Here is a 14,529-nt window from a genome sequence, read left to right on the forward strand (position 1 = left end):
GGTGCGTCTTTCAAAGAACGGCGCCTCGTCGGTGAGGCGTCACCCTGAACCTTGAAAGGGGTCCCATGAGCCTGGAATACGAGAATGACGGTGGCCTCCATGCGAGGCTCATCGAGGAAGTGCTGTCGCAATATCCTGACAAGTCGGCGAAGCGCCGCAAAAAGCACCTCAGCGTCGCAAAAAGCGGCGACGAGGCTGGCGAGGAAAGCGAGGTCCTTTCCGAATGCGAGGTCAAATCAAACATCAAGTCCATACCCGGCGTGATGACAATTCGCGGCTGCGCCTATGCCGGCTCGAAAGGCGTGGTGTGGGGTCCAGTCAAGGATATGGTCCATATCTCGCACGGCCCGGTCGGCTGCGGGCAGTATTCCTGGTCTCAGCGCCGCAACTACTACGTCGGCACGACCGGCATCGATACGTTCGTCACCATGCAGTTCACCTCCGATTTCCAGGAGAAGGATATTGTTTTCGGCGGCGACAAGAAGCTCGAACGGATCATCGACGAGATCGAGGAACTGTTTCCGCTGAACAAGGGCATGACTGTGCAATCCGAATGCCCGATTGGCCTCATTGGCGACGACACTGAAGCTGTGTCCCGCAACAAGGCCAAGGAGCACGAAAAGACAATCGTGCCGGTGCGCTGCGAGGGCTTCCGCGGCGTCTCGCAATCCCTCGGCCACCACATCGCCAACGACGCGATCCGCGACTGGGTGTTCGAGAAGAAGGACCTCGAGTTCGAGGCCGGCCCGTACGATGTCAATGTGGTCGGCGACTATAATATCGGCGGCGACGCCTGGGCTTCGCGCATCCTGCTCGAGGAGATGGGTCTGCGCGTGGTCGGCAACTGGTCGGGCGACGCTACGCTGGCCGAAATAGAGCGAGCGCCAAAGGCGAAACTCAATCTCATCCATTGCTATAGGTCGATGAATTACATCTGCCGGCACATGGAGGAAAAGTATGGCATCGCCTGGATGGAGTACAATTTCTTCGGGCCCTCCCAGACCGAAGCCTCTCTGCGCAAGATAGCCAAGCACTTCGGGCCGGAAATCGAGGCAAAGGCCGAGGCGGTCATCGCCAAATACCGGCCGCTGGTCGAGGCGGTCATAGCCAAGTACCGGCCGCGCCTCGAAGGCAGGACGGTGATGCTCTATGTCGGCGGGCTGCGCCCCCGTCACGTCGTCACCGCATATGAGGACCTGGGCATGGTGATCGTCGGCACTGGCTATGAATTTGGCCATAACGACGACTATCAGCGCACCGGCCACTACGTGAAAAAGGGCACGCTGATCTATGACGACGTAACTGGTTACGAGCTGGAGAAGTTCATCGAGGGGATCCGTCCCGATCTCGTGGGCTCCGGCATCAAAGAAAAGTACCCGGTCCAGAAGATGGGCATACCGTTCCGTCAAATGCATTCCTGGGATTATTCCGGCCCGTATCATGGCTACGACGGCTTCGCCATCTTCGCGCGCGATATGGACCTGGCCATCAACAACCCGGTCTGGAACCTCTACGACGCCCCCTGGAAGAAAAAAGCCGAGCCGTCGGCCGCGATCGCAGCCGAATGAAACCATGGCCTCCCGGAAAGCCGGGAGGCCGCGAACGCCTGTGGCCGCTTGTCCGCGGGAGACCTGAAAACGTTTCGACGTCCCTGTGCCGCCGTATGGCGGGCCAGATGGAAAGAGGTAACCACCCATGCCGCAGTCGGCTGAAAAAGTTCTCGACCACGCGCCCCTGTTCCGCGAGCCGGAATACAGGCAGATGCTCGCCGAGAAGAGGCTGAATTTCGAATGTCCTCACCCGGACCAGATCGTTACCGACCAAGGCGAATTCACCAAGACGTGGGAATACCGCGAAAAGAACCTTGCTCGTCAAGCCCTAGTCGTGAACCCCGCCAAGGCCTGCCAGCCGCTCGGCGCGGTGTTCGCGGCCGCAGGCTTCGAGCGAACCATGTCCTTCGTCCATGGCAGCCAGGGCTGCGTGGCCTATTACCGCTCGCACCTGTCGCGCCATTTCAAGGAGCCTGCTTCGGCGGTTTCCTCCTCGATGACCGAGGACGCGGCAGTGTTCGGCGGCCTGAAGAACCTGGTCGATGGGCTCGCCAACACGTACCAACTCTACGACCCAAAGATGATCGCCGTCTCGACCACTTGTATGGCGGAGGTCATTGGCGACGATCTGCACAGCTTCATCGAGAACGCCAAGGACGAAGGCTCGGTCCCGCGCGACTTCGACGTGCCTTTCGCCCACACTCCGGCCTTCGTCGGCAGCCATGTCGACGGCTATGACATTACGGTCAAGGGCATTTTGGAGCATTTCTGGAAAGGGGAGGAGCGAACGGAAGCCGAGGGGACCATCAACGTCATTCCGGGCTTCGACGGATTCTGTGTTGGCAACAACCGGGAACTCAAGCGCCTGCTCGACCTGATAGGCGTATCCTACACCTTCATCCAAGACGCCTCTGACCAGTTCGACACGCCGTCCGACGGCGAATACCGCATGTATGACGGCGGCACGAAGATCGAAGACGTGAGGAAGGCACTCAACGCCGAGGCGACGCTGTCGCTGCAGCATTACAACACCCGAAAAACGCTAGAGTATTGCGAGGGGGTGGGGCAGGCGACGGCCTCGTTCCATTACCCGCTCGGTGTAAAGGCGACTGACGACTTCCTGATGGAGGTTTCCGCGATTTCCAGCAAGCAAATCCCGGAGGCAATCCGCCTCGAGCGCGGCCGACTTGTCGACGCCATGGCAGACAGCCAATCCTGGCTGCACGGTAAGAAATACGCCATTTACGGCGATCCGGACTTTGTCTACGCCATGGCCCGCTTCATCATGGAGACGGGCGGCGAGCCGACCCATTGCCTCGCCACCAACGGCACGTCGGCATGGGAAGCGGAGTTGAAGGAACTGCTTGCATCATCGCCCTTCGGCAAGGATGCTCAAGTCTGGGCGGGCAAGGACCTCTGGGCGATGCGCTCGCTGCTCTTCACCGAGCCGGTGGACCTGCTGATCGGCAACTCCTATGGCAAGTATCTGGAGCGCGACACCGGCACGCCGCTGATCCGGCTGACGTTTCCGATCTTCGATCGCCACCATCACCATCGGTTTGCGCTGATGGGCTACCAAGGCGGGTTGCGCGTGCTGACGACGATCCTCGACAAGATCTTCGACAAGCTCGATCGCGAGACCAGCGAGACGGGCATGACGGACTATTCATATGACCTCACCCGCTAAGCTTGACGGTCGGCTTTGGCCGGTCGTCTTCCCGAGGGACTTTGGAGACCGACGCAATGTCCTTGCTCAGAGCCAAAATCCAGGATGTCTTCAACGAGCCTGGCTGCGAAAAGAACCGCGGCAAGGATGCCAAGGCGCGCAAAAAGGGCTGTTCGAAGCCACTGACCCCCGGAGCGGCGGCCGGTGGCTGTGCCTTCGATGGCGCGAAGATCGTGCTGCAGCCGATCACCGACGCCGCACACCTGGTCCATGGGCCGCTCGCCTGCGAGGGCAATTCCTGGGACAACCGCGGTGCGGCTTCGTCCGGGCCAACGCTGTGGCGCACAAGCTTCACGACCGACCTCACCGAACTCGATGTTGTGATGGGGCGGGGCGAGCGGAAGCTTTTCAAAGCGATCCGCGAGATCAAGGAAGCGTATGGGCCGCCGGCGATCTTCGTCTATCCGACCTGCGTGACGGCGCTGATCGGCGACGACATAGAGGCCGTCTGCCAGCGCGCGGCGGAAAAGTTCGGCTTGGCCGTTGTACCGGTCAATGCGCCGGGCTTCGTAGGCTCCAAGAACCTTGGCAACAAGCTTGCCGGCGCGGCGTTGCTCGAGCATGTCATCGGCACGGCCGAGCCCGACGATGCCGGCCCTTACGACATCAACATCCTCGGCGAATTCAACCTCTCAGGCGAATTCTGGCTGGTGAAGCCGCTGCTGGATCGGCTCGGGATCCGGGTGCGCGCCTGCATTCCGGGTGACGCACGTTACGTCGACATTGCCGGCGCGCACCGCGCACGGGCGGCTATGATGGTGTGCTCGACCGCGCTCATCAATCTGGCACGCAAGATGGACGAGCGCTGGGACATCCCGTTCTTCGAAGGCTCCTTCTACGGCATCACCGATACCTCGGATGCACTCCGGAACATAGCTGAGCTGCTCGTGAAGCAGGGTGCTGATCCGGAGATCCTCGGCCGCACCGAGCTATTGATTGCAGAGGAAGAGGCGATCGCCTGGAAGAAGCTAGCGGCCTATCGGCCGAGGCTTGAAGGCAAGCGCGTGCTGCTCAACACCGGCGGCGTGAAGTCCTGGTCGGTCGTCCATGCGCTGATGGAGATCGGGATCGAGATCGTCGGCACCTCTGTCAAGAAGTCGACCGTCGAAGACAAAGAGCGGATCAAGCAGATCCTCAAGGACGACAACCATATATTCGAGCAGATGGCAGCGCGCGAGCTTTACGCCATGCTCTCCGAACACAAGGCCCATATCCTGCTATCAGGCGGGCGCACGCAATTCGTCGCTCTGAAGGCCAAGACACCCTGGCTCGATATCAACCAGGAGCGCCAACACCCTTACGCCGGCTATAACGGCATGGTGGAACTCGTAAGCCAGATCGACCTGGCCATTCATAACCCCATCTGGCGCCAGGTACGGGACCCGGCACCATGGGATTGCCAGCCGGCGGTGAGGGAGGAACTGCCGCGCACGAACAGCGAGACCGCGACCTTGCATGTTGTCCAGGAATTCGCAGGCACGACGGCCGGCAATTTCGGCGAGTGTTGAGGAGAGTCGATGGTCCGCATCCTTCCCCAGACCAAAGCGGCGGCGGTCAATCCGCTGAAGTCATCGCAGCCATTGGGTGCCGCCTTGGCCTTTCTTGGCGTCGACGGCTCGATGCCATTGTTCCACGGCAGCCAGGGGTGCACCAGCTTCGCCCTCGTGCTCTTCGTGCGACATTTCAAGGAAGCCATTCCCTTGCAGACAACGGCGATGGACGAGGTGGCGACGATCCTCGGGGGGGCAGACCATCTGGAAGAGGCGATCCTCAACCTCAAGGCCCGCACAAAGCCAACGCTGATCGGGGTTTGCACGACCGCGCTGGTGGAAACCCGGGGCGAAGACTGCGCAGGGGATGTCGCCAATATCAGGCTGAAGCGCATGGAAGAACTCGCGGGTACGGAGGTGGTACTAGCCAACACACCGGATTTCGACGGCGCGATCGAAGAGGGCTGGGCCAAGGCTGTCACCGCTATGATCGAAACGATTACGCGGCCCGGCGAGCAGGCGCAGCAGTCGAAGAAAATCGTGATCCTGCCTGGCTGGAACCTCACTGTGGCTGACATCGAGCATTTGCGTGAGATGGTTGAGAGCTTTGGACTGAAGCCGGTGATTTTGCCGGACGTCTCCGGCTCGCTCGACGGTACGGTGCCCGACCGTTGGGTCACGACCACCTATGGCGGCACCAGCGTCGAGGATATCCGCGAGCTAGGCACGGCCGAGCGATGCATTGTCATCGGTGAGCATATGCGCCGCCCGGCCGAGGTGCTGCAGAGGTTGACCGGGGTTTCTTACGTGCTGTTCCGATCGTTGACTGGATTGAGGGACGCCGACCGGTTCGTCTCGCTGCTGTCCGCAGTTTCGGGCGAGGCGGCGCCGGCTGGGGTGCGCCGTCGGCGGTCGCAGTTGCAGGACGCTTTGCTCGACGGACATTTCCACTTTGGAGGCAAGAAAATTGCGATCGCTGCTGAACCAGACCAACTCTACCAACTCGCGAGCTTCTTCATCGGCATGGGCTCCGAGATCGCTGCGGCGGTCACAACGGCCGCTATGTCGAAAATTCTGGAGGAAGTGCCGGCGCAGTCGGTTCAAATCGGCGATCTCGGCGATTTGGAAGCGCTTGGCGCCGGCGCTGATCTTCTGGTTACTCATTCCCACGGCCGCCAGGCGGCGCAGCGCCTCGGCATTCCGCTCATGCGGGTCGGCTTCCCGATCTTCGACCGGCTCGGGGCCCAGCACAAGCTCACAATCCTCTACCAGGGGACCCGCGACCTGATCTTCGAGGTTGCCAACATTTTCGAAGCCAACGGGCGAGCGCCGACGCCTGAGGCGCTTGATCCACTCCGTAAGCGAGAAATGCCAGATGAGCTCCGTCCGTCGCCTCTCGCTCGTCACTGACGAGGTTCACGTACCGACGCCGGAACGCCAAGCGGGCGCATTGCGCGTGGCGATCGCCACGCAGGACATGAAGAACCTCAACGCCCATTTCGGGTCGGCCAGGCGCTTTGCTGTCTACGACGTGGTGCGCGAGGAGTGGAATCTCGTGGAAGCCGTGGCCTTCGATGACGTTTCCGACGAGAGCGGGAAGCACCGAACTGAGGGCGACGACCGCATCACCCCGAAGGTGGAGGCGCTGAAGGGCTGTCATCTCCTGTTTTGTCTGGCGATCGGCGGACCTTCGGCAGCCAAACTTGTTTCTGCAAAGGTCCATCCGGTCAGAGTGCCGCAGCCCGAGCCCATTCAAGAGGTGCTGTTGCGCACGCAGATGATGCTCAGGACGTGTCCTCCCCCTTGGCTGCGCAAGGTGCTGGCGCAGGCAGGGGTCGCCGAACAGAAACCGTCCTTCGAGGATGAGGACTGAAATGAGGAGTGGGCGAAATGTCTGACGCCGAGGTTAGCCCTGCCGCCACCGACGACGAGGCGGCCCTTGCCACTCCGTTCGTCAAATGCCTCGTGCGGCTGATCCGTGCCAATGATTCCCACGGGTCGTGGGAAGGCAAATCGGACGCCGAGCTGCTGGGCGACTTCATCATCACCAGGGAACAGCGCCGTGCAATTCCAATCATCGGCGATCCCGATCCGGACGTGCTGTGGAGGCTCGATAAGTTCTACACCGCCGTCGGGCTTGCGATTGAGGAGCGCACGGGCCTGATGGCATCGCCGATGATGGAGATGAGCCATGAGGGCTTCGGGCGCGTGCTCTTCACGGCCGGGCGGTTGGTCGTTCTGTCAAAGACCCTGCGCGACGTCCACCGGTTCGGTTTCGAGACGTTCTGGAAGCTCGCCGCGGCCGGTACCAAACTGGCCGGCGATGCCACCGCAGCCATTGAGGCTTATCCCGAGGTGGCGCGGGCGTGATGGAACCGATTTTCGATCGCGGGGATCATGTCAGGTCTTGAGGACATGCGATGGCCAGCCCTCTCAATCGAGGCGGTCGAGGCCGATGTGGTTCTTGGGGTAGCGCTGATGAAGCCAGTGGTACTGATCTGTTCGCAAGATGCGGAGTTGTATCTGTTCCTCAGCCACATTCTGGGGGTGGACGGCTTCGCGAGTGAGCCGGCAGGCGGCGTGAAGGAAGCACTTGCGATGGCCGATCAACGGGAGCTCCAGGCGGTAGTCCTGGACTGCGGGCCAGCAAGCGCGACAGGCTCCACAATCTGCGCCCGGCTCAAGGGGGAGCCCCGGACCGGCGGCCTGCCCGTTATTGCCCTGATCGCGCCCGGCGCCGAGAACCAGCACCTCGATCTCTGGAAGGCAGGCATTGACGAGAGCTTTGTGCGGCCCTTCGCGCCGGCCAAGCTGCTTGACTGTCTACGGATGAAGCTGGCGCTGCCAAAGCCGGGTTCAAACGGGATCGAAAACGGCAGCTGGCTCTGCTGCGGCAGCCTTGAGATGAAGCTCGATGCCCACCGAGTTCGCGGCAATGGCCACGACATCCATCTCGGACCGATCGAATTCAACCTGCTGCGGCATTTGCTTGAGAATCCCGGCAAGGTCTTCAGCCGAGACGAGCTGATCGACGCGGCCTGGCCGGACAATATCCACATCGGTGCACGCACCGTCGACGTCCATGTCAGCCGGATTAGAAAGGCGCTGAAGACGGCCTCGCCCGGCAGCGTCATTCGTACCGTCAGGTCTGCCGGCTACTCGCTCGAGTGGCCGGACGGCTGAATAGATAACCGATGTGGTGCCACTCCGCATTTCCGCCGTCCTGAGGGCAAGTCTTGCGGCTCCGAAACGCGCCTAAAGGTACGATATACTTAGAAAGAAGCAGTCAGATGGCCTTCAAAGCGTACTCAGTGTGACGGGAGCTGACCACTCCGATCAGGACGTCAAAACAGCTGCCGGCTTGTGTGCCGAGGTCGGCGCGTACCTTTCCGTCCTGATTATGTCGCCTCCGCGGCTCGTTATGTCACCTCCGCCGCTGGGCGATGGCATCCCCGAGTGGCCTACTAGATGAAGAGTTCAGAGTGTTTGAACGCAGATCAGCTCATCGAAATCCCCGCCGCGAGGAGATGGCAAGAGCCGTTATCCGCGCCGCAGTACGTAAACCATTGGGTTGCTGGCCCTCCCTAGGAGAAATTTCCGGTGCGGAGCTGCTCTATTAGCCTGCCGGCAAAGGACAACGAGGTGCAAATCGCCCGCCGGCGCAAGGTTTCCCCTCAATGTCGGATACCCGACAGGAACACAAATATGCTTATCCATTGCTTTAATATAATTTCCTTTCTGGCACGTTCGATGCGGAGACTTTCCGAACGCATCAGCGGATGTCGTCCTATGATTAGGCTCACCGAAAATGCTGTCGCCGCATTTAAGACCGCGCTCTCGCTGGGCGCCAAGCCCGGCGAAGGTCGGCGCATCATGGTCGAGGCGGGCGGCTGCGCCGGATTAGGATACGGAATCCATTGGAAAGCATCTCGCTGACGGCGACGCGACGATCGGCGCCACCAAAGCAGCTCCGTATGCGCTGCGCCGCATGACCAAGCTTCACTGCCGTCCGTTTTGAAGAAGTTGACGAACACAACATCCTGACGCCTTTAGCTTGGGGGCTGGGTGCCAGCGCGGCGCAATGGTATCCATAAGTCCGGAGCCAAGGCACCAGGAAGAGCGCAGGGTGCTCCTATTCACCAAGATCCGAATGTTGGCCTGCTGCCGGTTTTTCGGACACGAGGTTAAGCTAGCATAGCTTGTTCCTCGAACTCGACGGGGCTTAGATAGCCCAGCGTCGAGTTTCTTCGCCGAGGGTTATAGAAGCGCTCGATATAATCGAACACATCCGCCCTCGCGGCATCTCTCGTCCTGTAGACCTTGCGGGCTGTCCGCTCGGTCTTGAGCGACGAGAAGAAGCTCTCCATCGCAGCGTTGTCCCAGACGTTGCCCGACCGGCTCATTGAACAGGTGATGCCGTGGTCGGCCATCAGTCGCTGGAACTGCTCGCTCGTGTATTGCGATCCCTGGTCGGAATGATGCAGCAGGCTGTCGGGCTTGCCTCGGCGCCAGATCGCCATGATGAGTGCATCGGTGACGAGCTGGGCCGTCATCTCGGCCTTCATCGCCCAGCCCACGACACGGCGGGAGAACAGATCGACTACGGCTGCAACGTAGATCCATCCTTCCGCAGTCCAGACGTAGGTGAAGTCGGCAACCCACTTCTGGTTCGGGCCGACGCCTCGAAGGCGCGATCGAGGAGGTTGTCCGACACGGCGGCTCGCTCGCCGGTATCCTTCGGCAGTCCGCGCCGGCGTGGACGTGCCCGGAGGCCATTCTCCTGCATGAGGCGTTCGATGCGATGCAGTCCGCAGGAAAGCCCCTCTGCCAGAACGTCGTGCCAGACCCGACGCGCGCCGTAGGTGCGGTCGCTGCTCTTGAAGCTTCGGTCGATCCTGGAAACGAGGATCTCGTCATGCTGGAAGCGAACGCTAGGGCTGCGGTTGAGCCAGGCATGGAAGCCCGAGCGGGACACGTCCAGCGCACTGCACAGCCATGCCACCGGCCAGATGCCCCGGTGCCTCGCGATGAAAGCGAACCTCATGTCACTTCCCTCGCGAAGTAGGCTGCGGCCTTTTTTAGGATGTCGCGCTCCGCCTTCAGCTTCGCCACTTCCTTGCGCAGCCGGTCGATCTCCTGCTGCTCTGGCTTCATCTGCCCATGACCGGGAAACGCATGCTGCGGATCGGTCGACAGCTCGCGCACCCATTTGCGCAGCACATTCTCGTGGAGATCGAGGTCGCGGGCCGCTTGCGCCACCGCCACGCCTCGATCCTTCACCAGCCTCACTGCCTCAAGCTTGAACTCGCGGCTGAACTTCCTTCTCTGCATTTCCACTCTCCAGTTCCGTTAAACACCTTATCTCGGTGTCCACGAAACCGGCAGCAGGCCAGTGGTGTGATCGACCAATGGATTAAATCGGCGGCACTCTGAAGTGCCGTCTGGGTCTGAGCATGATTGGATGAAACGGCGATGACATGTCCGATGCATTCTCGATGCCGCCTTTCCTGGGACTCGCGTCTTGGGTTCGATATACAACTCGACCTCGGCGATGCCTGAGACAGCAGCCGCCCGACTGTCGCCATCGATCCAATCGAGGGTGCCATCGAGATCAGGAACCAGGAACCGTGCGGCCGCGGTGTTCGTGGGGCTTCTGCGCAAACTCCTTTGGGCACCAGTCACAAGTTTGATGTGCTCGGTCACGAGATCCACGCCGTAAACCAGCTGAACCAATTCAGGAGCAGGCGAAGCTGGAAGATGCGGGCTGACTCCAATCACAACCGGACCACGCTTCGTCAACCGGAGTTCAATGTTCGTCGGCCCCCAGCCAAGGCCGAGTGCCGCCAAACAATTCAGCTAAAGGCAATACTATCATGCTCGTCTTCAGTCAGCATAGCCGGATATATACACTCGCGACAGGTGAGATCCGGTGGTCGACAGAAGTAAATGTCGGCAATTCCAATTACCTCATATCCCATCGTGTTAATGCTATAGTGGGGACCTTGTGTTAATTCTTCGACTAGTATCCGCGGCGAAGAACGCGCCATTGATTTACACTCAACAGACTGGCTGTATGTTTGGATAAATCTTTGAGATTGCTGCCCAATCTGGCCCCGGTGCTTCCGCTGCCCTTGACGACTACCGGCAGTCCGATGTCATTCGCAAAGCTTTCCACCTCCATCGCGTTCGCTGCCATGTGATACGCAGGTAGGTGCCTGCGGCCTTGCTCACGCTTTGGCCAAGTGAGCGTAACTTGCTGCGAAACGTCGGAGTATGTATTCGCCGCAAGTTACCGGCTGGTAGCGCTGTGGGTTGCTGTCCGTGACACATGACTTTAACGGCTCTATGATCGCATCGAAATCAGGGTCGATAAAGAAGGGGACTGAGTATCGCTCGCGCCCTGAGCTATTCACCACGCGATGCATGTTGGCCAGGTAGACATCGTTGGTGAGCCGCTGAATCAGGTCCCCGATGTTGATTATGAAAGTACCGTGGATCGGTGTGCCCTGTACCCAATCGCCATCTCGGTTCAGGACCTGAAGACCGCCCACGTCATCCTGTGCCAGGATGGTCAAATTGCCGTAGTCTGTGTGGCGCCAATTCCGATCATGTCCTCGCTAACATGGCCGCTCTGCGGCGGGTAGTGGAGCAGGCGCTGAACGCTGATCGGGTTCCGCATGAAATTCTCGAAATAGCTTTCCGACAGGTCCAGGCTGAGCGCAATTCCCTGCAAAAGTTTTTTCGCGAGGTCCACCATCCTTTGATGGTATCCGTATGTCAGTTCCCGAAACTCGGGCCAATTTGAGGGCCACTGGTTAGGACCGAAAAACGGACCTTCGAACACCGAACCTTCAGGTCCGAAGTCAAAGCACTCCTTAAGGTCTTTCGTCTTTCCAGGATCGGTGTTCTCTCCAAACGGCTCAGTGTATCCGCGAAAAGCCAAATCGGAATTTTTAATGTGCAGTAAGGTCTTCTGCGATAATGGCAAATCAAAGAACTCCCGGCTGACATGGAAAACCGAATCTATCAAATCCTGCGGAATACCGTGGTTATTTACATACATGAAACCTACGTTGGACAGTGCCCATCGTATTTCACTAGCCACCGCTTTTTTGTTCGTACCGTCGAGGAGCGGGCCTATATCAACCAATGGTATTTTATCAAAGCTTTCGCGTTTTGCTTGCAACGTGTCGTCTAGTCTGACTAAGAAATCCTTGGACTAAGTACACCTGTTTAACAATGGGGAGTCGGAGCATCGCTTCGGCGATGTGGTTCGTGGAGCGTCGAAACGCGAAAAGCGTCGGGAGACGTGACGCGGTCCTGGATAGGTCGAGGAACCCGTCTTATCCGGAGGCGCTCTCGTCTTCGTGTCGCGTTGCAATGGTTGCCAGTTTCGTCACCGATAGGAGGTAGCCTGATCACACCCCGTTCTTTTGTTGCTCTGATCTTTTTGGCTATCTGCGAGGACCCAACAGTGCGCGTCCTCGTCAGCGGCGTATCTGCCGTTCCTTAGATACTGTGCCGGTATAAGGACGCCCTCATCCTGCAGAAGCCGCACGTGGTCTTCAAAGGATGTGGCGTCCGCATAGCTCTTGCGGTCGCTTGCGATTACGAACCCGTTCGAGCGTGTGACGCGAGCCAGTTCGCGCAGCCCATCTGGTCCGACATATCCGAGCGTGAAGGTCAGATCATAGCTTGCTCTGAAGTATTCGGAGGGTAGCCCAATAAGGTCGACATCGCCTCGAACATTGCGGTAGGCTCGGGTTTGCTGTGCCTTTTCGGCCATCTCCTCGGAGAGATCGAACCCGTCGATTAACCGGAACCGGAGGCTTTCCAGCTCCACGCCGACGGGGCCTGTTCCGCAGCCAGCATCCAGGATTGCCATGGCAGTTCGATGCCTGGCCAAATAGGCCGTCTGCACGGCGGCCGCCATTTCGGCCGCGATCATCGGCCCGCAGTACCCATCGGCCAGACCCAAATCGTAGGAACTGGCCCATCCGCGGTAGAAGTGGTCTAGGCGACCGGCGTCGCCGCCGAGGGCGTGGGAATCCTTGGTGTGCTTGCGTGCGGCTTGCTCCAGTGCCGTCTGCTGATCAAGGGTGTTCATGGCAGCTCCTGCGTTTTAGGAGGTCGTGATGAGCAGCGGCCCGTCCTACACTGCTGCTAACTGCCAGATGAGGGCATCAAACCTCGTGCCAATTGACCAAAGAGTCGTGAAAAAAACTTTACGGCTGGCAGGTCGGCGTCAGGTCAAAGACATCGTTCAGCCCGGCAGGCCGAGTTCCGATCCGTAGCGGCATCGTACGGGCGGTATCATGATCTCTCCTGACTGGCCGGGAGCTGAACAACGCGATGACCGTGCCGAGGCCGACGCCCCTCAATTTCGAGTCGGGACGGTCGGGCTCTTGCCGGGTTCGGCAGGAATCGATCGGTATCAATCACGTTGTCACCGTCTGGCACGATAGCCGGGTTAGGGTGAGGACGGCCGCATCTTCAGCGGTTCAGTCGGTCCGGGCCCGACCCGCGTGGCGACCGAGCGGTCTTTGGGACTGGTCAAATTCCGACAACGCTCGAATTCGCACCAGGCGGTCGCTGTAGCGCCTGAGCACAGGGAACACAGAAAATATCGGCACAAAGCAGGAATCCCGGAGAGTTCACCGGCCGGCGCATGCCGGCACTCGGCCTGGGGTTTTTCGCCACGACATCATCGTCGATCTGACGATGGCTGTATTGGCGAGCTACAGCTGGACCGGCTTCGTCGTGAAGAACTCCCGTGTCGTCAGCCCAGGAATTCAAACGCAAGGCGGGCGAGTGGGGCACAGGCCGCGCTCGGATGGAGCGGCCCCTTGCCATCGCAAATGGCGCGATCGCTGCCGCCTCCGGACCGGAACGGCAAGAAGCTCAAGCTAGACTTTGTTGCGTGAGCGGACGATGACGACGAGCCTGGCGGCAGCCAACGCCGTCATGATGTCCATCTGCTCGTCCCTCAGCCCGAATGCCTGTTCAGTCGTTCGTGGCCACGCTTTTCTGGCGGGGCGAAGCGAGTGATGCGTGTCCAAAACCGGACAGCGGCAGAAAACATGTCGGCTTCAATACAACCGGTCATCTTGGCATTTGGAGGCTTTTGAACGGGAAATCATGCGCTTGCTGCGCACCGAGCGCGCTGGCACGGCCTTTGCTAATTGACCTTTGCTGATTGTGATGGGCAACACTTAAGTGAAGGCTGACTGCATGCAGATGCGCGAGACGAGAGCTGCTCTCCTTTCCTTGAAACCCTTGTGCCGTTCTCTAAGCGGGAAACAAGCTCGCGCATAAAGTCGCGCAAGCTGTGGCAACAGCTTTGGAGAGCAGCATGGTATTGCAGATGAAGTCACCGGCTCCTTCGATCAAAGTGGACACCTGGCTGCGTGGCGAGCCCCTCACGAACTTCCAGCCCGGCAAAGTCTATATCGTCGAATTTTGGGCAACTTGGTGCGAACCATGTGCGACGGAGATGCTCGATCTGATGCGGCTCCAGGAAAAATACAAGGACGGCGGACTTGAGGTCGTCGGAGTCGCGGCTGATGAAGACGCTCCAACGGCCATCGAGGCCCGAACCAAGTTGGACGCGTGGCTGACCGAAAAGTGCTCGAATCTGAACTATCGGATCGCGTTCGACTACACAGGCGAAATGAACAAGCTTTGGATGAAACCCAGCTTTTCCGCCGGGCTTCCGACCTCGTTCGTGGTCGACCGAGACGGCCACATCGCCTTTATCGGTCAT

Annotated in this window: 11 protein-coding genes and 2 pseudogenes; 9 read left to right on the forward strand and 4 right to left on the reverse strand. The window is 59.6% G+C overall.

Annotated features, from left to right (window positions below; all coding sequences use genetic code 11):
* The first annotated feature begins 65 nt into the window (after nucleotides 1-65).
* The 8 genes and pseudogenes from nifD to NKH54_RS29190 all read left to right on the forward strand — a co-directional run.
* Nucleotides 66-1,568, forward strand: a complete 1,503-nt coding sequence (gene nifD, locus NKH54_RS29155; protein WP_023684976.1) for a nitrogenase molybdenum-iron protein alpha chain — start codon at nucleotides 66-68, stop codon at nucleotides 1,566-1,568.
* 127 nt (nucleotides 1,569-1,695) lie between these two features.
* Nucleotides 1,696-3,237 (forward strand): nitrogenase molybdenum-iron protein subunit beta, encoded by a 1,542-nt coding sequence (gene nifK, locus NKH54_RS29160; protein ID WP_353029481.1) that lies wholly within the window; start codon nucleotides 1,696-1,698, stop codon nucleotides 3,235-3,237.
* A gap of 56 nt (nucleotides 3,238-3,293) precedes the next feature.
* Complete coding sequence (gene nifE / locus NKH54_RS29165) at nucleotides 3,294-4,784, forward strand: nitrogenase iron-molybdenum cofactor biosynthesis protein NifE (protein ID WP_352770034.1); 1,491 nt, start codon at nucleotides 3,294-3,296, stop codon at nucleotides 4,782-4,784.
* A gap of 9 nt (nucleotides 4,785-4,793) precedes the next feature.
* Nucleotides 4,794-6,176 carry a nitrogenase iron-molybdenum cofactor biosynthesis protein NifN gene (nifN, locus tag NKH54_RS29170; protein WP_353029482.1) on the forward strand — a complete coding sequence of 461 codons (1,383 nt, stop codon included), beginning with the start codon at nucleotides 4,794-4,796 and terminating at the stop codon, nucleotides 6,174-6,176.
* Nucleotides 6,142-6,639, forward strand: coding sequence for a nitrogen fixation protein NifX (nifX, locus tag NKH54_RS29175; RefSeq protein ID WP_352447988.1), 498 nt, complete (start codon nucleotides 6,142-6,144; stop codon nucleotides 6,637-6,639). The genes nifN and nifX overlap by 35 nt, the downstream gene beginning before the upstream one ends.
* Nucleotides 6,640-6,656: 17 nt before the next feature.
* Nucleotides 6,657-7,136: a NifX-associated nitrogen fixation protein gene (locus NKH54_RS29180; protein ID WP_353029483.1), complete on the forward strand. Its 480-nt coding sequence runs from the start codon at nucleotides 6,657-6,659 to the stop codon at nucleotides 7,134-7,136.
* A gap of 27 nt (nucleotides 7,137-7,163) precedes the next feature.
* On the forward strand, nucleotides 7,164-7,949 hold the full coding sequence (locus NKH54_RS29185) for a response regulator transcription factor (RefSeq protein WP_353029484.1): 786 nt from the start codon (nucleotides 7,164-7,166) through the stop codon (nucleotides 7,947-7,949).
* A gap of 606 nt (nucleotides 7,950-8,555) precedes the next feature.
* Nucleotides 8,556-8,675: pseudogene (locus NKH54_RS29190) on the forward strand (iron-sulfur cluster assembly accessory protein); the annotation flags it as partial.
* 275 nt (nucleotides 8,676-8,950) lie between these two features.
* Here the strand turns inward: NKH54_RS29190 and NKH54_RS29195 are convergent.
* From NKH54_RS29195 to NKH54_RS29210, 4 genes and pseudogenes are all read right to left on the reverse strand, one after another.
* Nucleotides 8,951-10,097: pseudogene (locus NKH54_RS29195) on the reverse strand (IS3 family transposase).
* Between the two features lie 896 nt (nucleotides 10,098-10,993).
* Nucleotides 10,994-11,341, reverse strand: coding sequence for a 2OG-Fe(II) oxygenase family protein (locus tag NKH54_RS29200; RefSeq protein WP_353029485.1), 348 nt, complete (start codon nucleotides 11,339-11,341; stop codon nucleotides 10,994-10,996).
* Complete coding sequence (locus NKH54_RS29205) at nucleotides 11,338-11,952, reverse strand: isopenicillin N synthase family dioxygenase (RefSeq protein WP_353029486.1); 615 nt, start codon at nucleotides 11,950-11,952, stop codon at nucleotides 11,338-11,340. The genes NKH54_RS29200 and NKH54_RS29205 overlap by 4 nt, the downstream gene beginning before the upstream one ends.
* A gap of 210 nt (nucleotides 11,953-12,162) precedes the next feature.
* On the reverse strand, nucleotides 12,163-12,873 hold the full coding sequence (locus NKH54_RS29210) for a class I SAM-dependent DNA methyltransferase (RefSeq protein ID WP_353029487.1): 711 nt from the start codon (nucleotides 12,871-12,873) through the stop codon (nucleotides 12,163-12,165).
* A gap of 1,245 nt (nucleotides 12,874-14,118) precedes the next feature.
* Between NKH54_RS29210 and NKH54_RS29215 the strand changes: the two genes are divergently transcribed.
* The coding region (locus NKH54_RS29215; protein WP_353029488.1) for a TlpA disulfide reductase family protein at nucleotides 14,119-14,529 on the forward strand (411 nt) is incomplete at its 3' end.

This window comes from Mesorhizobium sp. M1004 (assembly GCF_040318795.1).
In the GTDB taxonomy this organism is placed as follows: Bacteria; Pseudomonadota; Alphaproteobacteria; order Rhizobiales; family Rhizobiaceae; genus Mesorhizobium.